This window comes from Paenibacillus lautus NBRC 15380, assembly GCF_004000945.1.
Classification (GTDB): Bacteria; Bacillota; Bacilli; order Paenibacillales; family Paenibacillaceae; genus Paenibacillus_AQ; species Paenibacillus_AQ lautus.
In genome coordinates, this window is sequence record NZ_BIMF01000030.1 from 1 (window position 1) to 22,291 (window position 22,291).

Annotated in this window: 16 protein-coding genes and 1 pseudogene; 2 read left to right on the forward strand and 15 right to left on the reverse strand. The window is 51.3% G+C overall.

Annotated elements, in window-relative coordinates; genetic code table 11:
- From PLA01S_RS29200 to PLA01S_RS29245, 10 genes are all read right to left on the reverse strand, one after another.
- Positions 1-2,589 (reverse strand): VWA domain-containing protein (locus PLA01S_RS29200; RefSeq protein WP_127595638.1); only part of this gene is annotated, 2,589 nt, incomplete at its 3' end.
- On the reverse strand, positions 2,573-4,576 hold the full coding sequence (locus PLA01S_RS29205) for a vWA domain-containing protein (protein ID WP_127595641.1): 2,004 nt from the start codon (positions 4,574-4,576) through the stop codon (positions 2,573-2,575). The genes PLA01S_RS29205 and PLA01S_RS29200, both read right to left, overlap by 17 nt.
- Positions 4,577-4,833: 257 nt before the next feature.
- Positions 4,834-5,781, reverse strand: coding sequence for a DUF58 domain-containing protein (locus PLA01S_RS29210; protein ID WP_127595645.1), 948 nt, complete (start codon positions 5,779-5,781; stop codon positions 4,834-4,836).
- The gene (locus PLA01S_RS29215) at positions 5,778-6,767 is read right to left on the reverse strand and encodes an AAA family ATPase (protein WP_100539037.1); all 990 of its coding nucleotides are present in this window, start codon (positions 6,765-6,767) and stop codon (positions 5,778-5,780) included. The genes PLA01S_RS29210 and PLA01S_RS29215 overlap by 4 nt, the downstream gene beginning before the upstream one ends.
- A 75-nt stretch (positions 6,768-6,842) precedes the next feature.
- Positions 6,843-8,528: a DUF8809 domain-containing protein gene (locus tag PLA01S_RS29220; RefSeq protein WP_127595648.1), complete on the reverse strand. Its 1,686-nt coding sequence runs from the start codon at positions 8,526-8,528 to the stop codon at positions 6,843-6,845.
- A gap of 36 nt (positions 8,529-8,564) precedes the next feature.
- Positions 8,565-9,512, reverse strand: coding sequence for an ABC transporter permease (locus tag PLA01S_RS29225; protein WP_127595651.1), 948 nt, complete (start codon positions 9,510-9,512; stop codon positions 8,565-8,567).
- Positions 9,509-10,438, reverse strand: coding sequence for an ABC transporter ATP-binding protein (locus PLA01S_RS29230; protein ID WP_127595654.1), 930 nt, complete (start codon positions 10,436-10,438; stop codon positions 9,509-9,511). The genes PLA01S_RS29225 and PLA01S_RS29230 overlap by 4 nt, the downstream gene beginning before the upstream one ends.
- A complete protein-coding gene (locus tag PLA01S_RS29235) occupies positions 10,435-12,795 on the reverse strand; it encodes a DUF8725 domain-containing protein (RefSeq protein WP_246059925.1) in 2,361 nt (786 codons plus the stop codon). Before PLA01S_RS29235 ends, PLA01S_RS29230 begins: the two co-directional genes overlap by 4 nt.
- A 268-nt stretch (positions 12,796-13,063) precedes the next feature.
- Positions 13,064-13,963 (reverse strand): formyltetrahydrofolate deformylase, encoded by a 900-nt coding sequence (purU, locus tag PLA01S_RS29240; RefSeq protein ID WP_100539042.1) that lies wholly within the window; start codon positions 13,961-13,963, stop codon positions 13,064-13,066.
- Positions 13,964-14,094: 131 nt separating this feature from the next.
- Positions 14,095-15,216: a deoxyribonuclease IV gene (locus tag PLA01S_RS29245; RefSeq protein WP_127595660.1), complete on the reverse strand. Its 1,122-nt coding sequence runs from the start codon at positions 15,214-15,216 to the stop codon at positions 14,095-14,097.
- Between the two features lie 125 nt (positions 15,217-15,341).
- On the opposite strand from PLA01S_RS29245, the gene PLA01S_RS29250 reads away from it, so the two are divergent.
- Positions 15,342-15,815, forward strand: coding sequence for a DUF2621 domain-containing protein (locus PLA01S_RS29250; RefSeq protein WP_127595663.1), 474 nt, complete (start codon positions 15,342-15,344; stop codon positions 15,813-15,815).
- Positions 15,816-15,915: 100 nt separating this feature from the next.
- On the opposite strand, the gene PLA01S_RS29255 is transcribed toward PLA01S_RS29250, so the two are convergent.
- Positions 15,916-17,091, reverse strand: a complete 1,176-nt coding sequence (locus PLA01S_RS29255) for a copper amine oxidase N-terminal domain-containing protein (RefSeq protein ID WP_164817545.1) — start codon at positions 17,089-17,091, stop codon at positions 15,916-15,918.
- Between the two features lie 140 nt (positions 17,092-17,231).
- Between PLA01S_RS29255 and PLA01S_RS29260 the strand changes: the two genes are divergently transcribed.
- The gene (locus PLA01S_RS29260) at positions 17,232-18,230 is read left to right on the forward strand and encodes a copper amine oxidase N-terminal domain-containing protein (protein ID WP_246059927.1); all 999 of its coding nucleotides are present in this window, start codon (positions 17,232-17,234) and stop codon (positions 18,228-18,230) included.
- Positions 18,231-18,353: 123 nt separating this feature from the next.
- On the opposite strand, the pseudogene PLA01S_RS32745 reads toward PLA01S_RS29260, so the two are convergent.
- From PLA01S_RS32745 to PLA01S_RS29275, 4 genes and pseudogenes are all read right to left on the reverse strand, one after another.
- A pseudogene (locus PLA01S_RS32745) lies at positions 18,354-18,606 on the reverse strand (IS3 family transposase); the annotation flags it as partial.
- A gap of 89 nt (positions 18,607-18,695) precedes the next feature.
- Positions 18,696-19,316 (reverse strand): hypothetical protein, encoded by a 621-nt coding sequence (locus PLA01S_RS29265; RefSeq protein WP_127595671.1) that lies wholly within the window; start codon positions 19,314-19,316, stop codon positions 18,696-18,698.
- Between the two features lie 417 nt (positions 19,317-19,733).
- Positions 19,734-21,590 (reverse strand): DUF6382 domain-containing protein, encoded by a 1,857-nt coding sequence (locus tag PLA01S_RS29270; protein WP_127595674.1) that lies wholly within the window; start codon positions 21,588-21,590, stop codon positions 19,734-19,736.
- A 12-nt stretch (positions 21,591-21,602) separates the two neighbouring features.
- Positions 21,603-22,115: an A24 family peptidase gene (locus PLA01S_RS29275; protein ID WP_127595677.1), complete on the reverse strand. Its 513-nt coding sequence runs from the start codon at positions 22,113-22,115 to the stop codon at positions 21,603-21,605.
- Between the last annotated feature and the right edge of the window lie 176 nt (positions 22,116-22,291).

A 22,291-nucleotide genomic window follows, 5' to 3' on the forward strand; every position in this document is an offset into this window, starting at 1 on the left:
GGCAGGTGCCGGCCGCCTGCGGAGCAGGGCGGCCAGCCTTGCGCCGATGGCGCCCCATGGCAGAGCCAGGCGCCGCACGGCGATGTCGGCGACCCACAGCAGCAGGGCCGCCGCCAGCAGCGGATAACTCCAATCGTGGAGATTCATCCGCGAGGTCGCCTGCCGGTCGAACACTTCGGCCGGGTTATCCCAAGATAGCACACGGCCGCCGGTCACCTCGGCCAGCCGCTTCATGGCTTCCTCGCCGCTGCCGGAGGACAGCCGGTATTCCGGAGAATACGGCACGACAAAACCGGTGCCTGGCGCCGCCTGCAGCGCTTCTTCCCCGCTGGCATCCTCAAGAGACATGAGGAAGGCTCCCGGCTTCGTGACATTGACCAGTCCGGTATAACGGCCGGGAGCCTCCTGGATAAGCTCTACCGTCTGCTCGCCGGCTTCATCGTCCCCGATCACCGCATTCAGCTTCTCCAGCGGATTCTCGCCCTCTGCCATAACTTGGAGCTTTACTTGGTTGCCGGCCGTCTCGGTCGTCACTTCATATGGCGACGACGTAAACTGCGGGAACGTCCACTTCACGATTTCGGTCAACGTGTTGGCAAAGCCGGACCACGATACCCATTCCTTGGACCACTTTCCGCTTAAATCGCTCGTCCACGTCACCGTTCGCCCGGATCCGTATTGCCAGCGCGACAGGATGGGGTCCGGCTCCGGACTGGACAATACCGTCTGGGCGGAAGACTTCGGCGTTGCCGCTACATAACCATATAGCCCCGGAACGCCCTGCTGGAATAGACTCGCCCAATCGCCCGCATTCTGAACGGCCGGGACAAAGGGTTTATCCACGATATAGGATTTGGCCAGCATGACGGCCTCCCGGCTGAATACCGCCGGCAGCGTCGTTTCATCCTCAACGAAGTAATAACGTCCTTTGGCCGCATCCGCCAAGGATTGAAGCAGGTTGGTATCGGCATCCATCCCGACCGCTACCGAAGACATCGTGATTTTGTTCTCCACCATCGTATCGGTCAGGTCCTGATACCCGGAATTCATGGCGGATTGTCCGTCGGTCATCAGAATGATATGTCTGCGCTGGGCGTTAATCTTCAGCATTTCTTCAAGCGCCGAGGAAACGGCAGGATAGATGTTGGTTCCTCCTGCGCTCGGAATCGACTGGATGCTGCTGAGCACCTCTTCCTTATCCCCGAGCTTCTGCGGCGGAACGACCCACCACGGCTGATCGTCAAAAGCGACGACGCCGACCGTATCCTTGGCTCTCAGCAGCTCCACCGTGCGCATAGCCGATTCCTTGGCCAATTCGATCTTGTTGCCATCCATGCTCCCCGAACGATCAATGACGAGTATGAGACCAAGCGATGGAATCTCCCGCTTGCCTTCCAGCTCCATCGAGACCGGCAGCGCTTTTTCAATCGGGGTTTTAAAATATCCGCCCATCCCGAAGCTGTCCTCGCCCCCCGCCATCATAAACCCGATGCCGAAGCTACGGACCGCCTGCTCGATCAGCTCCATCTGTTTGCCGCCGACGTCACTGCCCGAGACATTATTAAAGATAATGCTGTCGTATACGGCATACTTGGCCGCTTCCAGCGGAAGCAGCTCCGGCGGAATCACTTCAGTGCCGATCATTCCGGACTCGAGTGCCGCCGTGATATTACCCGACGTTCCCGGGGTTCCTTCAACGATCAGTACGTTCGGCGGACCTTCCACCCGGGTAAAATCGAACGCTGTATTATTAGCGGATGCTTCATCCCCATCCATGAAGATTTCGGCACGGTAACGGTGAAGTCCCGGATTCTTGGCCAGGCCTTTCACGGCATACCGGTTCTCGCCCGGGGTTACGTCCACTCTTTCCCGGCCAATCTCGCGGTTGTCCTCGTAAATGCGCAATTCACCGGAGGTCTTAAACGTGCTCCGGATCATGACCTCCACGTAGAACGACTCTGCTTGATACAGTTTATCCGGTACCTTCAGTTCCTCCACGGCAACATCCTGGATCGCCTGCTTCGGAGTCGGAAGCACATCAACCGCAATGCCCCGATCCTTCAGCAGCCTTCCCGCCGCTGCCATGCTGCCTACATTCTCTTCCCCGTCCGAAATCAACACGATTCTGGAATCGCTGTTGCCCTCGAACAGGCTCCCCGCGAGCTGAAGACCGGACTCCAGCCCCGTAAACTGCTGCTCCAGCAGCGCATTAAGAGAGGCTCCTGCATTCTCTGCAGAGGTTAACCGCCGTTCTACAGCGCCCTCAAGCCCCGTTGAAACAACGGCGGTGCCATCCTTCTCGCCTTTTGCCGAGAGAGAATCGTTAATCCAGCTCGCGATCCGGGCCGAATCCCCCATACTGTCGGAACGGTCGGCCAGATACACAACCTGTTTATCCCTCAGGACGGTAAAGCCATGCAAACCCGAAATCATAAGAATCAATAATAAAATAACGCAGGTTCTAAAGAATAAAGCCAGTTTCTTCCGAAAGCCGCTTAATCGAAAATCCGATTTGTAGGCATAGTAGAGAAATAATCCTGCTGGAATCAACAGCAGCAACAACCATGGTTGGCTAAATTGAACGCCCACGCTGGTACACCCCCCATTCTGCTGCGATCACAGCCAGTGCCAAGACAACAAGCCATGGCATTAACGAGCCGGCGCGGTTTGCGGTTTCGTTGCTGCCGGATGTCCCGGCATGCTCTCCCGCTTCAGACTCATCCAAGTTAGGAGCCGCTTGACTTACGAATGGACCCTGATCGTTGCTCCAATCCGCCTCGTACGGGTCTGCCGTTACAGCAAGCCAATAATTAAGCTTCTCACCCGCTTCATTCTGCTGTTCGAAAGCATACAGCCCCGGATATTCCGGCACGATCTGTACCGGCGATACCCCTTGCTCATTCCGGAGAGGTTCTGCAGCAGGAAGACCGTCAGTAAGAGCAAGACCGCTCTTGGGCACCCATTTTGCAGCTACCGTATCCGCCGCAATCGGTATATCCGCTTGCGCGCCAGCCATATAGCGGCCAAGGCCGCTTCCCTTGCCCGAGGTCATCCACTCCAGTGCATTGCTGACCATGACCGGGAATTCCGGCGATAACGGAAGATCGCTATCCTGAAGAAGGAAATTAAACGACAATCGCGGTCGCCCGTTTTCGCTTCCCGCATAGACGATGGGTTGATCCCCCAGCTTGACTACAGGTTCCCCCCAGGCAGGGGCCTGATTCACCAGCGTGCCGAAATAGACGCCCGATAAGGTTACGTAGGCGGTCACCGGATGCTTGGCAAGCACGGCGCGTCCTCCTTGGCTTCCGACTTTGGAACCTTCCCCGCCGATCGTCCAGAGCGGCGTTTTGGCGGCCAGCTCCGCCCACTTCCCTTGCTTGAACCCTTCCGGCATGCTCCCGTCTATGACGAGCAGATCAAATTCGCCATCGGGTACGGGCGGTACATCCGATGCTGCGCTGCCCTTGTCCGTATTTTGATCCGGGCCTGGATCCTCATCCTTCTTGTCTTCGGAGTCATCTAAGGCAACCCGGGTGACCTCGGCTCCGCTTAGCTGCAGGGCCTTCTCCAGGAACAAATTGCCCGAAGTCAGCAGAAGGACGCGCGAAGATCCGTGACCCAAACCGAACGCAAAGGATTGATTGTCTGCCGCATACCCGTCATCCTGGGATAATTCAAGTCGGTACACTTCGGCAAACGGCAGATCGGCAAAGGATTCGGTTAATCTCTTCCCCGGCTCCAATTCAAGTACCTTGCTGGTCAGCAGTTGTTCATCTCCGTAAAGATTCACTTCGGCCGACATCGATTCCTTGGCATTCGTGCTGAGGACGGCGACCGCCGCATAGGATGAACCTGTTTCACCCTTGAGTGAAATGCCGAATTGGTCGATGGAAACGTTAAGAGGGTGCTCCCCTTGTATCTTCTCCACGGATACTGGAACCTGAAACGATATGGGAGCCGTATCCTGCTTCCAATAGCTATCTGTAAAAATAACGACTTCTGCATCATGTTCTTCCCGTGTCAGAGCGGAAGCGAGCGATAAGGTTTCCCTGTAGGATGCCTGTCCGTAATAGGGCCGCAACCCATCCACCGCCTTATCGATGGCGGCGCGGTCGCTTTCATGGGAGACCAGCGTCATGGGACTTGCTCCCACGGACAGGAGGGTGATCTCGCTCCGTCTCCCTTGGTCCTTCACGTATTCCTTAATTCGTTCCTGCATCCATTGCAGCCTGGATGCGGCTTCGCCTTCGGCCGAAGGCTGAATCTGCGCGCTCATGCTGCCCGAGGTATCGGCAACGATGACCACATGGGCGCTGCCTCCGCCAGACACCTGCATAAAGGGCTGCATCAGTGCGAAGACCATCAGCGCGGCAGCAAGCAGCTGGAGCCACAGCAGAAGCCGGTTCTGCAGCTTCTGCCACGGCCTGTTGGCCTCCAGGTTCCGAAGCACCCGCTCCCACAGCAAGTGGCTGGGAACGGTTGTATCCACATATTTTCGTTTGAACATATACATAAGCACGATGGCCGGCAGCGTTAAACCGAACCATAGACTCAGCCAAGATTGAATCCCCAACGTGTCCCCTCCTTACTCCGTGGACCCTGACTAACGAGACTTGCCTGTTTTCCCCAAGCATTGGATGTAGGCCTATCTATCTCTTCCTAGATTTAATGCGTTTCCTGCTTGTTCGTTTCTAGAGATCACAGACAGGTGCTAGTGAAGCCTACTTTTCACAGCTTGTGTATTTACCGGTGTTACCTTGTCGCCAAGCTTTCGAAAGCGGAGAAAATCCGGCAGATGCTCAGACACCGGACCCTGCATGAGATTTCGCCTTATCCAGTAACCAGTCCTGCTCCTGCCAGTACCCCGAACATCGCGTCCGTAAGCGGCATATCCACCGGAATGAGCACGTAAGACATTCCCCGCTCCGCGCACACGCGGGAGAGCATCGTCCGGTACCGCTCCAGCTCCTCTTTGTAAGCATCGAGTACTTTACCCGTCAATGCCACTTCCTTGCCGCTCATCGTTTCGCTGTCGACCAATCGCAAATCGCCGGTCAATTTAGGCTCCAGTTCTTCCCTCGACAAAACATGCACCAGCACCACTTCCTGTCCGGTACCGGACAAAAGGGAAAGCGCTCTGAACAATTCCTCCTCGCCGCCCTCCAGCCAAAAATCCGAGAACACCCAGGTCATCCCCGGCTGCCGGGGGAGTGCACCAGGAACGGCAAGCGCAGCACCCAAGCTGCCCTCACCTCCCGTTTCTGCCCCTTGCAGGAATGAAAACAGACGATGGGCCGAGCCCTTTCCTCTCATGATCGGAAGACGGGCGTTAATCGAACGGCTGTAACAGGCGACCTGCAGCCTGTCGTAGGAGGACAATGCCATGTAGCCGATGCTGGCGGCGAGTTGACGTGCGAGCAGCCATTTCGGGCTTCCCTTCGTTCCCGCCGGATCCGCAGCCGATATTTCAGATGATGATGACATGACGGCCCCCATGGATGCCGAGCAATCCACGAATAGACTGACTGTCAGCTCCTGCTCGTCCATGAATTGACGAACGAATGCTTTTCCCGTACGGGAATAGACGCCCCAGTCAAACCTGCGGACATCATCCCCGGGAGAATATACTCGGTAATCGGCGAACTCGAGGGATGAACCGAGCCAGCGGGATCGTCTCTTTCCCTGCAGCGTTCCGGCAACCCGTCGCTTGGCCTCCAGACTCAACCGCTCCAGACGGGGAAGCCACTCCGGAGGAAGCAGGTGCCCGCCCCCGCTCACGCGGATGCCTCCAGCGCTTGCAGAACCTCCTGAATGACATGGTCTGTCGTAATGCCGAGCGCCTGCCCCTCGAAATTCAGGAACAAACGGTGGCGCAGCGCCGATAAAGCCACGGCGCGAATATCCCCCGTCGATACATGCATCCGCCCGCTGCACAATGCACGGACCTTGCTCACGGATATGATGGACTGAATGCCCCGCGGTCCGGAACCAAACTGGACGTATTTTCGTACCGCCTCCGGGGCCGCAGCCTCTTGCGGATGCGTCATCATGAGCAGACGAACCGCATAGTCCAAAATCTCCTCGGCAACCAGCACTTCCCGGGCTCCGCGCTGGATTTCCAGCAGCTCGTCTCCGGTCATTTGTCGTTCCACCTGGAATTCGTGGGAGGACGTCGTCCGCTTCACGATTTCCTTCAGCTCATCCGCACTCGGATACGATACTTCGATCTTCAGCAGAAAGCGGTCAAGCTGCGCCTCCGGCAAGGGATACGTCCCCTCGTTTTCCAATGGGTTTTGCGTCGCCAGAACAAAGAAAGGTTTGGGCAGCTGATGGGTTACCCCGCCCACCGTGACGGTCTTCTCCTGCATGGCCTCCAGCAAGGCGCTCTGGGTTTTGGGCGTGGCCCGGTTGATCTCATCAGCCAGCACGATGCTGCTGAACAGCGGACCCTTTTGAAAGGTCATTCCGGTGTCTCCATGCTGCCCGAACGACAAGATGTTGGTGCCCGTTATATCGCTCGGCATCAAATCCGGCGTAAACTGAATACGGGAAAAGGACAATTCCAACGCTTCCGACACCGTGCGGACGAGCATCGTTTTACCGAGACCCGGAATCCCCTCCAGGAGGGCATGCCCTCCTGCAAAGATACACCAGAGCATCTGCTCCACAACATCCTGCTGCCCGACAATCACCTTGCCGATATGTTCCCGCAGGCCTGATATTTTCTCCATCCATTCCTGTGGTCTCACTGCAATATCCGACATGGACGAAACCTCCATCTTCTTGGTAAAGTTCAAGTACTCATTCTAGCTTCCGTGATCGGTTGGCTCTTCGATCCCCTACGGATTCGGATTAATCTGTATGAAATATTCCTCAACCAACCCTTGCATCTGGTCAGGCAGCTGATTGCGATCTAACGTTTTGCGCGCTTCGGTCTCATAATCGCGGTACACTTCCTCATAAGGCCTGGACATGCCCGGCACGGTCGGCGAAACGCCGCCCTTCTGAATATCTCCGCCGCTGCCCTTGATCTGGCCGGAATCGTTTTGCACATTGCCGCTGCCCTTGTAATCCCTGGGGATCGTCACAAGCTCGCGACCGCCTGAGCCAAGGCCGGCTCCGCTGCCGGTCCCGCTTCCCGATCCTCCACTGCCGCTGCCACCTGAGCCGGAGCCTGCTCCTGACCCAGAGCCGCTCCCCGAACCGGACCCACTGCCGGCACCTTGCCCTTGACCGGCCCCGGAGCCGCCTTCCCCGGAGCTTCCCTCCGAGCCTTCGCTTTCTTCTCCCGAGCCTTCCCCGGATCCGGCCTGCGCTAACGCCTCGGCACTGCCGCCGTTACTCCAGGCATCGGATACCGACATACCGGCAGCCGTCATCTGATCGGCCAAGCTCAGTCCTTGCGAAGCAAGGGAGGACGCCAGCGAAGCGGCGGATTGCGATTGACTGTCCGACGCAGCTTTGGCTTGCGCCGCTTTGGCCAGCTCCTCAGCCAGCTGCTGGAGCGCTTCTTCCAGCTCCTTCGGCAGCTTGCCTTCCTTCAGCGAATCGGCCGCTTTCTTGAACTCCTGCTCCAGCTTTCCGTCCTCCATCTGCTTGGCGGCTTCCTCAGCCAATTTTTTCAAAGCATCGGACAGCTCGTTCTTCTCTTCCTGGGACATCTTTTTCACCTGCTCGGTGAGTTTCTTCATTTCCTGCTTCAGCTCATCGGCCATGCCTTCGGCAAGCTTTTTCCCCACCTGGGACAACGCCTTCTCCTGCTGCATTTGCTTAGCCAGCTCAGACAATGCCTTTGCTTTTTCCTCCTGCTGTTTCGCTATTTTCTCCAGCTCTTTCATCGCTTCTTCCAGCTTCTCCAGCGCTTGCTCGGGATGCTTCTCACGGTCCAGCGCTTTTTTCAAGGCATCCAGCTTCTCCTGCAGCTTCTTCCTGTCGGCAGGATCGAGCGTTTCTTTCGGGAGCTCTTCCGCAAGCTTTTCGGTTTTGGCTGCCTGCTCCTTCATCCAGCTCTGCACCTCTTTTGCCGCTTCCACCTTCTTATCCATCGGGTTCGGAACAAAAACAAGGATGAGCACGGCAGCCAGCGATGCGCCACAGATCAAGAGATGTCTTTTACGACTAGGGTACGGAAGACGCTCCGGCAATTGCTCCGCAAAACGTGCACCATAGCGTTCCGCCTGCTCGCGCTGCCATTTAGCGGCCTGCGATTCCTCTTCTTTGAACGATAGTGCCGTCACCATCATGTCGCTTCGCTCCGCTCCGTCCGGAACATGATCCATCGCAGAAGCGGCCTCTTCGATCGGAACCCGGTGCAGCCATCCCCATAACAAGCCCACGAAGCCTGCTCCGACAGGAACGGCCACGGATGCGACGGGAAGCCAGGCTATGGGTAAGAATCTCCCCAGCACCAGGAGCAGCAGCAGCGCAGCAAACCCTGCCATCAGTCCGTATAAAACATACGTTATGACGCGAAATCGCTGCAGCCGCCGTCTCGCAGCTTCGATAAAACGCATGATGTTGTCCATTGCTCTTCCTCCTTACCGTACTCTTATGCTTTAAGGTTACGCTTCATCCCGCGTCATTTCCGGTACTTGCGGGAGCTGTGCCTCGTCCTTATCCTTACGTTTCCGCCTTGCGATAGGACGTATTTTCCGTATGGCAACCCACAGGGCAAGAACAATCACAACCGAATACACGATGAAGAATTCCAGCCACAATTCAATGGGGGCCTTGCTGTTCAAACTTCCGCCGTGCAGCAGGAACACTTCCTTAGAGAACGACGGGTTGAACAAACTCATCATTGCTCCGGCCGGATTCAGACCCAGCAAATATCCGACCCAGGAATAGCTGCCCGGCGCAGGCGCCTGCCCGCTTTGATATATATTCTGCTGTTCAATCCCCATAAAGAACAAATACAGCAGCCCTGTTATAAGGAAGATAATAAGTCCCGCACCGTAGGTGACAATAATCGCGACGATGGTTCTTTTGAATAAAGTCGAGAACATCACGCCAAGCGAACCGAGCAGCAGCATCACGAATAAATAAAAAACAAAGACGGATATGAGCTGTTTCGGCGAAATCCCCCCATACAGGAAAACAATGCTGTATACCGGCAGGGTGGCCAGCACGATCAATGTCATGAAGCTGAGTGCCGACACCAGCTTGCTCAGCACAATCGTGGCCGAGCTCTGCTGCGTCGTCAGCAGCATGCTCAGCGTTTGCTTCTCCCGCTCGCTGCTGATGACGCCGGCGGTAAGAGCAGGCGCCATGAACGCGATGAGAACAAGCTGAGCAAAACTCAGCACATAGAACATCATTTGGCTCATCTGCGGATCGAATCGCTGAGGTCCTCGCTGTCCCAAATATAAGAAAAGGTAAATGAAGCCCATCGCAACGGCTCCGAGCGCCAACACATAAAATAACACCGACAGCATGGAACGCGTAGAACGCATCCGCAGCCGAAACTCCTTGTCAATGACCGGATTAATTAGCTTTCTGCTCCAATTCATTCGCGGGGTCCTCCTTTGGTAATTTCGAGGAATACATCCTCCAGATTGCTCTGCGCTTCCTGAAACGAGACAATCGGAATTTCCCAGGAGACCACCTGCCGAAGCAGAGCGCTTTGCTGCGAATCATCCCCGCCGTAATGAACATGGACGCCCGTGTTATCCGTTAATACCGACGTGACAAACGGTTCGTCCCGCAGCTTCTCGGCCAGTTCCTCTTCGCGCTCGAGCGTGCGGATGTGGATGACTTTTTTCACGCGGAGACGGCTCTGAATATCAGCCACCTTGCCTTGGGCAACCATCTCGCCGTGCTCGATCACGCCAATTTCATCCACCATCTCCGCCAGCTCAGGCAAAATATGCGACGAAATGATGATCGTCTTGCCCATCAGCTTCAATTCCTTCAATATTTCACGCATCTCGATCCGCGCCCGCGGATCCAGCCCCGAAGCCGGCTCATCCAGAATCAATACGTCCGGATCATGCACCAGGCACCGGGCAAGGCATAAACGCTGCTTCATGCCGCGCGAGAGGCTGTCGACGTACGTATCCGCTTTGTCGCTCAGGTTGACGAGCTCCAGGAGCTGCGGAATGAGTTGTTCCCGCTCGGCGCGCGGAATGCCGTAACTTGCCCCGTAAAAATGCAAATATTCGGTAGACTTCAGCTGGTCATACACACCAAAGAAATCGGGCATGTAGCCAATCCGCTTGCGGACCTCTTTGGGATGCTGGGTCACATCGAAGCCGCCGACCTTGGCAACGCCCGAGGTTGGCAGCATCAGGGTGGCCAATATGGACATCGTTGTGGATTTGCCGGCTCCGTTCGGACCGACAAATCCAAACACCGTCCCTTTTTCGATATGAAGACTGATGTCCTTCAGCGCATGGAACGTTCCGTATTTTTTACTCAGGTTTCTAATCTCGATCATGGAGTGGCATCCCCCTTCACAGACAGCTCCGGCATCATAAAGTTGGTCTGATCCTTGGCGGTGATCATGAAACGGATCCGATTCCCTACGATATATTGCTCCGGATTTTTGGTAATGGTATGCACATTGTTCACTTCTGTAACAGGCTCCCATTCGCTCTTCTTCGAGTTCCAGATCTCCATCGTGACGTTGTTGTTGAATTTGGTGCCTTTCACGGACAATTCCGAATACTTCACGTTGCCTTCCGAAATTAACGGGAATTCGGCGATCAAGCTGCCCTGTCCCATTTCTACCCCATGAGGGTAAACCCCGAACATCGGCGCATTCACCTGGGAAATCTCAGGAGACAGGAAGCCGTATGGAATGTTGATCTCCCCGTTCAGTCCCCAATCCATCTCCACCGGCTGTATCCAGAAATTTAGCTGATCACTGTCCACCTCAGCGCCTTTCAGCGTATAATTCGTCAAATGATCCTTGCTCCATCCCAAAATGTAAGCATCCCTGTTAACCATTCTGTTGGAATATCCGTATTGGGACAAAATATCACGCTCGCGCTGTTTCGGATCATTCTGCGAATAAGGGTACAGCATCCCGGACAAGTCGCCGCCCGTAAATTTGATGATTTGTTTCGGGTCCTGAGGAACGGCTGCGGCCTCTCCCTTCTTGATATCTCCCAGCTTGTAGGCTTTGCCTCCGACAACCAACACAACCTCGGTCAAATCGTTAATCGTGTCATTGATGACCTTACCGTTTAATTCCCCTTTGGGATCCAGCTTCAAGTCCATGCCCAGGCGCCCCATCTCCTCGGTTCCTTGACGGTCCACCCATACCTTGGCTAATGACCATTGGGACATGTCGCGAAGCTCCAACGTCGTGGACTCCTGCTCCACTCGGACAAAATTCTTATTCTCGCCCATTCCCCCAAACGTGTTCCGGGACTGCCCCGTTCTCAAATACGTATTCTCCGGAAATTCCAAGGCGTAGTTCCCGCTTCGAGGCGTGAAGAATGCGGAAGCCGTCGATTTAACAGCATCCCCCTGACCGTTTAGTTCAATCAAATTGATGGTGTGTGCGAGTTCCCGCGTCTTGTCCGATGAACCGACCACGTAAACGGAACCGCTCGCGATGACGGCAATGATCGGGATCAAGAACCATGCCCATTCCCGCTTATCCGCCTTTTTCAAAATGTAGTAGAGCAGCGGCGCAACAACGACCGCATAAATAATGAGCATCCACAACAACAGTGTGAAGGAAGGCATCTTCAGCGACGGAAAATACTCCAGAACGTAATTCAAACTGTCCATAAGCGAATTGTGGTACATGCCATTCTGCGCACCCATCATGGGAAGGTTATTGCGCAATATCGATGCCCACGCATCCGGATGGCCCGCCCATGAGCTCACAGGCTCCATGGCCAGATCATAGGCCGCATATTGAACGCTCCCCTGGCCATAGGCCTTCGAGGCAAACAAAGGTTGTCCTTCCGCTTCAATTCCGATTTGGGCGCCTTCCACCGCTTTCGCTGTAGAAATGGTAAAGGCCCCATCCAGTTTCAGCGGTTTCCCGCCAAGCTTCTCCAGCTCGTCCAGCGAGTTCACGGTTGTGGTGCCATTCGCAACGACCGGCGTTATGTCGGCAAACGGCGCCGCTGTTTTGGTATATCCCGCGCCGCCGGCCAGAATCAGGGTGCCGCCGCTATTTACCCAATCTGTAATCGCCTTGCGCTGCGGCTCTGACAGCGTATCGGAAGCAAAATTGTTGATCACGATGACGTCCAGTCCGTTCAACAGCATTCCATCCGACGGAACGCTGGCGTTCTTAAGCGGGAACACATTCACGCTGTTGCCCTTGCCGTTAAGGACATTCATGAAATTCATTGTATCCGGATCATCGGATAACACGGCAATGAGTGCGCCTTGATACGGAGAAGCCTGCACGTAATTTTTACCTGTGGCAAACGGAATCTGCTTCCCCTTGGTATAAGATCCTTCATAGAAGAGGATCTGGTTATTATCTTTATTCAGCACGGCCCCTGGAATGCCGATCACGACTTCCTTCGGCGTATCCTTCGGCAGGTCGACCTGCTGGACGTAGGAAGTTTGATATCCAAAGCCATTATAGTTCTGAATCTGCACAACCACGTCACCGGATATATCCCGGTCACTGGTTAAGGTCAGTTTGAGCGGATTCCATTTATCATGTTTAATCTTGCCTTGATAACCCATTTCGGATTGAATCCCAATCTTCGCTCCGTCGGCGTAGACGTTTCCGGCCGGAATCGACAAGGATAACGTTGCAACAATCAGCAGCGCCACCATCGGCAGCAACATCCACGTTTTTTTTGTATAAAACGACAACTGATGATTCCCCTCTCCACATATAAATTGCTTTCGCATGAAAACTGACACATAGGTTCATAAGACGTATGTAAAGGTTCTCTTCACAAGTTCAACTATATTGACGAGTCGAATTTATAAAAAGTTTGACGTTTCCTTCCATAAATAAAAATCCCACTCCAATAAGAGGAGCGGGATCAAGGGGTAATCCATTGCAGCGTTAAAGTGTTAGGCTGCTCCATTGTACTATCTATGATGAATCGTCCGAATACAGCCTTATTTGCAATCGTTAGTTGAATACAACCGTTTTATTGTTATGCACCAGAATCCGATCCTCGACATGCCATTTGACGGCTCTTGCAAGCACTACGCGTTCGATGGTACGGCCAATACGCTTCAACTCGTTGACATCGTCACGGTGACTAACGCGCTGCACGTCCTGCTCAATAATCGGTCCGCCATCCAGCTCTTCGGTTACATAATGGGCGGTGGCTCCGATAATTTTCACCCCGCGGTTATACGCTTGCGCATAAGGCTTGCCGCCGACAAAGGCCGGAAGGAAAGAATGGTGAATGTTGATAATCCGGTTCCGGTAATGTTCGATAAAGGTTGGCGAAATAATTTGCATGTAACGAGCAAGGATAATCACGTCGATATCATCGCCGATCACATCCAGCTGACGCTGCTCCGCTTGAGGCTTCGTATCCGCCGTAACCGGAATATGGTGATACGGGATACCGAACGATTCCACGTATTCCTTCATATCCAGATGGTTGCTTACGACCAGTGCGATATCCGCATCCAGGTCGCCGGCCTGCCATTGCCACAACAGCTCAACAAGGCAGTGATCTTCTTTTGAAACAAAAATCGCCAGTCGTTTCTTACGGGCTGCATGGTAAATATTCCATTCCATACGGAATTGATCGGCAACTTCCCGGAAGGATTCCTCCAGCTTGGGAAGCTTTGTATTCAAATCCTCCAGATCAAATTCAACCCGCATAAAAAACATGCCGCCGGCCGGATCCATCGTGTATTGGTCAGACTGAACGATGTTGGCGCCATGCTGGTACAGAAACTGGGAGACCGCCGCCACAATTCCCGGTCCATCCGGACAGGAGATCAGCATGCGGGCACGATTAGGGTACTGACCTGCCGCAGACGGCAGATCCTTCTTGATGTGAATTTCCATGAGACTCGGTGATCCTCCTTTTAAATCTGCAATTAACGTCAAACGGCCTCCCAGGAAAACATACCGCGCCATGCGGACGTTATCCTGAGAATGCCTTAGTATTCTTAATATAAAGTCATTTCTAATGAAGCTTATGAATTCAGGGGAACACCGGACAACCAAGCGATCAGGCGCTGATTGATCTGCTCCTCCGAAAGGTCGGACAGCAGGCCTGCTGCCATGACCATATCGTACAGGCGCTCCATCGGTTCGCGTGGATCGGCCTTTTTGGCTTTCGCGTCATTCTTCAGAAGCGCCCAGGTATCCAGCATGAACGAACGGGATTCGATGCCTTCCTTCGCAAAGAAAGCACCCAGTTCTTCTACTTGCTGAGTAAAAGTTTGCCCGAAACGGCCTTCCACATCCCCGCGCAGAAGCGCAATCTCGATCTCATACATCGGACGCTGCGTTTTCGGATCCTTACCGATCCACGGCGTCTCCAGAATGAACGGTCTGCCCTGGAGCTTCTCATGATGAACCACTCTTTGGATCGCTTCATAGCCGATCCATCCGGTTCCAATTGGCGTATGACGGTCTTTACCCGCTCCACGCGGATTCTTGCTATCATTCACGTGTACGACCGTTAATCGGTCGAGTCCGATCAGCTTGTCGAACTGCTCCAGGACGCCGTCCAGATCATTTACGATATCATAACCCGCATCATGAATATGACAGGTGTCGAGACAAATGGCCAAACGGTCATTGTACTTCACCTTATCAATAATGGAAGCAATTTCTTCAAAACTGCGTCCCATCTCGGTGCCTTTGCCGGCCATCGTCTCCAGCGCAATCTTCACTTCAGTCTCATCCGTACCGCCGAGCACTTCATTGAGCCCTTCGGCAATTCGGTCGATGCCGTATTCCGCATCCTTATCGGTATATGCGCCGGGATGGAGAACGATGTTCTTCACGCCGACCGCATGCGTGCGGCGAATCTCCTCCTGCAGAAAGCTAACCGCCAGCTCAAACGTATTGGGCTTGTACGATCCAAGGTTGATAATGTAAGGCGCGTGGACCACGATCTCTTCAATCCCGCTTTCCTGCATGGCAGCCTTGCCTTCTTCGATAAACATGGAATCGATCGGCTTGCGGCGCGTATTTTGCGGTGCGCCGGTATATATCATGAACGAGCTGGAGCCGTATGACGTGGCTTCAGCCGTCGCAGTCAGCAATCCCTTGTCCGAAAACGACACGTGGGAACCAATTTTCAACATGCTGCATCCCCCTTTTTTAACACACAATTACACCTATTTTAGCTTGTATATCGAAATAAATCTAGAAATGCGTTATAATTCTCATGAAAGTGTCATGTGACAATAATCATTGAGGTGATATACAGATGAACAGCACAGGGGCCGTCATGGGCTATTTGTCGTCCAGTGCACCGCCGTCATGGTTCATGAACTCCATTGCCTTCTGGGGATGGGTCATGCTCGGGCTGATGGGCATCGGCGGATTTTTCATGTTCCGCAAGTTTCTGAAAGTGCTTCCCAAAGCCGACGGCAAATCAAAGCTCGATTGGCAAAATTACTGGGTAGAGCGAAGCCGCCCGCTGTGGACGGATGAATCCAAAGCATTTCTGGACGAACTGGTGCAGCCTGTTCCGGGACCGTTCCGGGATATCGCCAAACACTCCATTGCAGCCGAAATCGGTAAAATCGCCGTCGAATCCGGCGCAACCGAAGTAACCCGGGATCACTGCATCAAAGGTTACATCGTGGCTACGCCGAAGCGCGATTACAAATTCCTGATGAATTTCCTCCAGAAGAAGGAAATCGACTACAAGCCTTATCAGCATTTGATTAATAAGTAATAACACAACCTTAAATGGAACGACGGTACTTGCTTCATTCAAATGTTCGGACAAACCGTTTTGTCCGGAATATAACTCCCCCTAGTCCTCATACAGAGGATCAGGGGGAGTCGTTTTTTAAGTCTTTTAAATTGAAGTGATACAAATCAACTTGACCTGTTGTTTTACTCTTATATAGGAACAACAGCGTATTCTCCTCTTGTTTATTGAAGCGAATGATAAGCTCGCGGTCCGGTTCGTTATTTCTGTCCAGGGCAACTTCTTCAAGGAACTGTTTCTCCGCAGGCGGAAGCAGGAGTATCTCATGAACATACGCGGTGATTTCGCGCATTCGATGATAGAGTATCAGATGCTGCGTACCATATTCCCGTAAGATCATATATGAATCCGTGACATATTCGATCATATAGACCTCGTCTTCTTTTCCCGTCAACTCTCCTAGATTATAGGAAGCCACCACTTCCCCTTCATGATTTAGAAACTCCGCATGCTTGCCATCCGTGAACAATAATTTTTCTTGCAAATCGTATAGGTTATACGTATTGGTATCCGGATAATATCCCCTGAATCCGAAGTGCGATTCCTTTATGATTTGTCCGTTCTTCACAAAAACCTGGCCGGATCTCTTACCTAATGCGGACATCCCTACTGCTTCATATAGTCGCACGTACGAACTGTGGTCGGACAGTCTATCCACTTGGAGATGTCTCAGTTCCTCCACCCTAATATCTAATATCCCGATAAACGACGGCACTTTGTTCCCGATGGCTTGATAGAACTCGCCGTTCTTTCGATTAAGCCAAAATGTAATGCCCTTATCTGTTCCCACAGCATAAGTACTGCCAACAGATAGCGTCTTCGTATGGGAGTCCCACTTTACCTCTTCATTCACGGCTTCGGCAACAAACCGGAGAGGAATGTACAGCTTTTCGTTGATGACTTCCACAGAAGTCTGGAGTTTTTTCTTTTCCTTGTTCACGTAAGCAGCATCGTTGCCGGGATGCAGCGTCATTTCAAGATTTACGCCATACAGACTCGCCCTTTGCTGTGGTTGATTCCAATGAACCTTCAAACCCAAAATATCGCCGACCTCCCGCAGAGGAAGCAATACTCTCCCATCCTTCATCATTACCGGGTCTTCCAAGGTGAAGAGCGATTTGAATTGCCCATATTCCACGTTTGCTTTTACGAAAGATGTGGCCGCATGGGATGGGCTCGGTAGCAGCAACCATAACATAAAAAACAAGGCTGACCATAATAAGGCTCTTTTTATCACTTCGATCATTCTCCTTCATTTCCATGAAATTAGAATCCTATGTATTAAACCCTTATATATGGGTACTGGTTACGGCGCGGAATAAACAGTTCATCTCATAGCCAGATAAGATGATGAAGCAGGTTGATATCGAGTAAATTATGGAAATTAGCCATCGTTCAAGTATAATAGACTGTTATAAGAAATATAATCCAATAGTCCTAGGAGGAAAGAATGGCGTGAAGTTGAAATTAGCAATTATTATAGTTTTACTATTTACATGCATTGTGCCGGCCGCAGGAGCGGCGCCAGCCAACATCGTCAATGTGGATGGCGTTAAAGTGGGACTGCGACAAGCCCCGTTTCTGCGAGATGGAGTGACCTTGGTACAATTCGCTCCTATATTCAAAAGCTTGGGCCTCTCTGTAAAATGGGATCCTTCCAAACAGCAGATTACAGGGACTAAAAAAGGGATCAACCTTGTGCTGACTGTTGGCAACAAAAACGCCTATGTAAACGGCTCGCGAATGCTGCTCGAATCTCCTCCGGTATCCTTGAACGGAAACATTTTCGTTCCGCTTCGCTTCATTAGCGAAGCCACTGGAGCAACCCTGGCCGTAAATGGAAATACCATCAACATTACCAGTTACAAGGGGACAGAGCCCTTTGTTCCTAAGCCTACACCGATTCCGCCCATAAAAACGAAAGCCGTAAAAATCCAAGAGGAATTGGAATCCAAATACTCGAATCTCTCTTCCGGAAAATTGCACCTGAACGACTTAACTTATGGCGTAATCGACGATTCGGATTCACTCACCATTGCCGTAGAAATTTCGGATGAACAAACGATGCAAAACATTATCGACACCTTTGACAGCAAACCTTCAACGGGGCATCTGCTGACCAAAAATATTGCCAACCATGTACATAAAAAATATGGCTACAAAAACATCAATATCTTTATTATTACTTTTTTTATGAATTCGTCTTATCCAAGCGGGTATGATGCACAATATAATATCTTCGTTCCGGAATACAATGTGTACGTTACACGCTGGCCCTTATACGGAGGATCTTATAATTACTCAAAAAAGATCGCTAACTGGTATCTGGACCCAACCGGAGATACGGAATACCTGATCTATTCAAGCTCGTTATAGTAATTTCGCACTCAGACTTCAATAATAATAAAAAAAGAACCCTGGGTATTATGTTAAGGCAGGGGGGAACTCCCCCCTTAGTAAAGACAAGGATCAAAACACCTTTCAATGTTAAGCAGCCAGTTACCGGAAATAAACCGGCGACTGGTTGTTTAGTTTTGTTTGAATGCGGATTATAGTAAGTAATGTTGTCTTGAACGGTCTATCAACGATGGCTGTCGTCGAGCAGGTTAAACCTTCGAGATAGAACGTTTTCAGACTTTAGCGTAGAATGAATCGATTCGATGGGGCCATTATCAACGGGCGTATCCTTGCGAGACATGCTCATGGTAATGCCTTTTCCCATTACAGCATCTTGATAGGCCTGAGATGTGTAACCGCCAGCCCTGATTACCGGTAGATTAATGGATTTTATGGTTTTCACATTAGCAAATCTATGTATATCGTCCAACGCTTCGGTAATTATCAATCCTCAATCGCCTTAGTAACTGTCAGTTTCTTCTCCTTCAGAATTTCCATCACGCTTTTATTGTTATCTTCGACTATAAAATCTATATCAGCTTTTGAAATAACCAGAGTCGGAAGGAAAAATAGATCCTCCCCGTAGATGTTTAAATCTGCTGGAATGAAATGATATGTAATCATAGGTTTTTCATGATGATTCAAAATATCTATGTCGACACCGTCAAGCTTAATGTCTTCTGAAAGAAAAAAAGATACTTCACAAGCAGAGTGATATAACCCCTCTTTTGACAACTCATTGATATCATAGAATTTAATGTCATAAATTGAATCAGAGACTTTTGTAACAGGATACATTTCATAATATTTATCTACAACTTCTTCCTCCCACCGTTCTAATCTCTTGCTATATTTCTTATCCTGCCAATTCAGAAATTTGAGGATGAAGACCGAAAGCAAGCCCCCTAGAAATATTTCAACTCCTGAAAATTCGAAAAAAAAGATTGCTATGAGAAATAAAGAGGAAAGAACTATATGTACACCCCTTGCCAATACTTCTAAAAGCGTCCATGTCTTCTCAGATACAGTTACACCAAAAAAAACGGGTCTTGGTTTTTGATTCATAACCTCTTGAAATATGTAAGATGTCATTCCTACAACTCATCTCCCTTCGTTACTCACAAAAATTAAATAAATGATAGATTTCCTGTTTCGATCTTTGTCAAAGGAAGCATCATCGTCTGCCACCTCAATTGCATCTTGCATCACTTGTTGTTTTCATGCATAGGTTGTTCAAGAAGTTTTGGCGATCCTTTCTCATCAACGTTTTGGCTCCTCTGGTAGCCCAATTTCATGGACGAAATTGGAAACAACTTTATCAAAAACACAATGGAATATATATACTTAGTACTATTATTCTTAATGGGTATATTTTACCATAGGTATCGAATCAAGTGTTTCTAAAGATCTAGTTAAAACAAGAAAAAACCAAAAGCCTTCCCCAAATAAATCAGGAAATACCTTGGTTTTTTTCTGCAATAATTAACCCCTGCGCAGGGTAAACGACCATCCGGCAATAATAAAGACATCCCCCTCCATCAAAGGGTATTCTTTATAAGGCACCATGGGCTCCCCCTTCAACACCGTACCATTTCTCGAACCTAGATCCTTCAGTATGTAACCTCCGCCTTCACGCGAAAGCTCGACATGCGCCCGTGAAGTCCCCACTCCCTGTGCGACGAATTGGGCTACGTCGGGAGAACGGCCGATGATGAAATGGGGCTGATGCAGTTCAATCCGCTGTGGGGTGGCTGTATTCGGTTCGTTTAGTTCGAGGTAAGCTCCTGCTGAATGTTGCGCGGCTGGACGGGCTGCAGCATCCGGACTTAGCAGGACGGTAGCTCCCCCGCCTCCAGGGAACGAAAGCACCTCCGTGCGTTGGGACAATTGGGCATAATAATCCCCCTCTTCCCCATACGAATCCTCTGCCGCAGCTGCTGCCTCAGATGAACGCGAATAAGCATGGCCCTGCGGAGACTGTGCGGGATATCCCGCTGCATGGTGATCTCTCTCGGGGTTAATTAGAGATTTAGGGACCCGCCATCTCCAAATCTCTTTCCCCTCCTCAAGCTCTGCTGGTGCTTTCCCAGCGTCTGTTTTCGAGTTATCCCCAAGAAGACCCGATAAAGGATCCGCCTGAAAACGTGGGACGGACTTCCACTTGGAATCCTGCGGACTAAGCTCTGTTGACTCAAACATTGGCAGGGACCCAGACCATTCGCCGGATCTCCGTGATAGCAGCTGGAGTTTACCTGTCCAGCCAAGCCAGGCTACTGCAGCAAGTAGAATCGTAATCCCAACCGACAACCCCAACATCAGTGGAGAGCGCTGATTCATATACAACAATCTCCAAGCTCCCGCTGCGGCGAGCAAACATCCTAACAACATATAGGTACGAACTGGTGAAGTCTTGTCATTGTCCGAATTATCTGAATTTGTATCATCCGTATCCGTATCAGGTAACCACGGAGGAGTTGAACCCATGGGGCTTCGACCCCCATGAGAATTCATTTCCTCGCTCTTGCCCCTCTTCCCAAACATCTCATTCGTACGTTCCGTCAGACCTCGGATTAAACTCTGTTTATCCGTGTGGATGTCACTCTCCGTCTGCGTCATTGCTGTCCGCCCACGAGCCGGTTCTGTAAATGCGAATGCAGGCTTGCCCAAGCTGCTTGATTGACTACCGGTATAGGGAGATCCTTGATTCAAACCTGAAGACACTGCTGCATTTGCTTGAGTTAATGTTCGCTGGTCTTCCCCCTCTCCAGCTAACAGGTCGACCACAAGCTTCTTAAGTCCCGGCAGATTGAAGCTCTGTTCACTGCAGAACGACATCAGTGCCTGTATCCCTCCCCCTTTTAGCTCCGTCACCGATGCGAGCAACCTTGTCATTAGCTCTTTGAGCATAACCGGAAGACGAGTGCCGCTTGCTTCGGTTGCTGCAACGGGAACATAAGTTAAATATAAAGTGCCAAGATGCAGGGAACCTTCAATAAACAGATAATCCTCATGAAGAATGTAGTTCTCGGGTTGGAGCATATACAACTTGCTGTCCTCCAGAGCGGTGACGATCTGCAGCAGCAAGCCAAAATATTCGGTCAGCGTCATTCGCTCACTCTTCAATGCTTGAGACAGCATTTTTTTGCCGGTAATATCATATTCCAACGTTACTTTGTAATCGACTTCTTTCATATGCAGCTTCAGAAAATGAGGGATTCTCGAAGAACGGATCATTCCCAGCTGTACATGATTAAGTTCTGATGATTGGATTCCTTCAGCCCGGTCCAGCACCATAATGGTTCCACCGTTCTGCTTAAAATCCACCTTTAATCCGAGCATAGGCTCCCCCTCCTATAAGTGCAGTACTACATACGTGCTGATTACGCCAGGAAGGACAGCCATCATAAAGGGGAATCGCAAGTGTTCCTCCTGGCTGTTGCGCCATAGCAACCAGCTCTTCATAACAAAAACTCCGGCGATACTGCCAACGACATTGCGTATTCGCTTCATCGTTTCCCGCCGCCAGAGCAGGATGAGCAAACCGATGACACCGGCAAAAAGGACAGAATACATGATGCCCTGTAAGGTAAACCATAAGCCGGTCCAGGCACCAATCCCTCCAAACAGCTTAACGTCACCCGCTCCTACAGCTCCTATAAAATACATGATCAACAAGATAAGAAACCCTGCTCCAAGACCCTGCAAAGAAAAGAACAGCCCCTTCAACCCGTCCAGAGCGCCATGATAGACAGGACCGGACAGCATAGCCGAAACGGTTAGTACATTCGGTATTTTCATGGAACGAAGGTCTGTAATGAATGCTGCAATCAGGTAAACGGCACAAATACCAAAGGCAACGGCCACACGCATCAACCTCCCCTGCGCGACTATTCAAAGGAACAGCCTTAATAGAACATTAAATGGATGCACAATGAATTGCTTCTTTGGAAGGACTTTTCTTGGATATTTCTTTGGAACGCTTCTCTTAGAACGCTTCTTAGATTGCTTCTCTTGGACACTTCTTTAGATTGCATATCCTG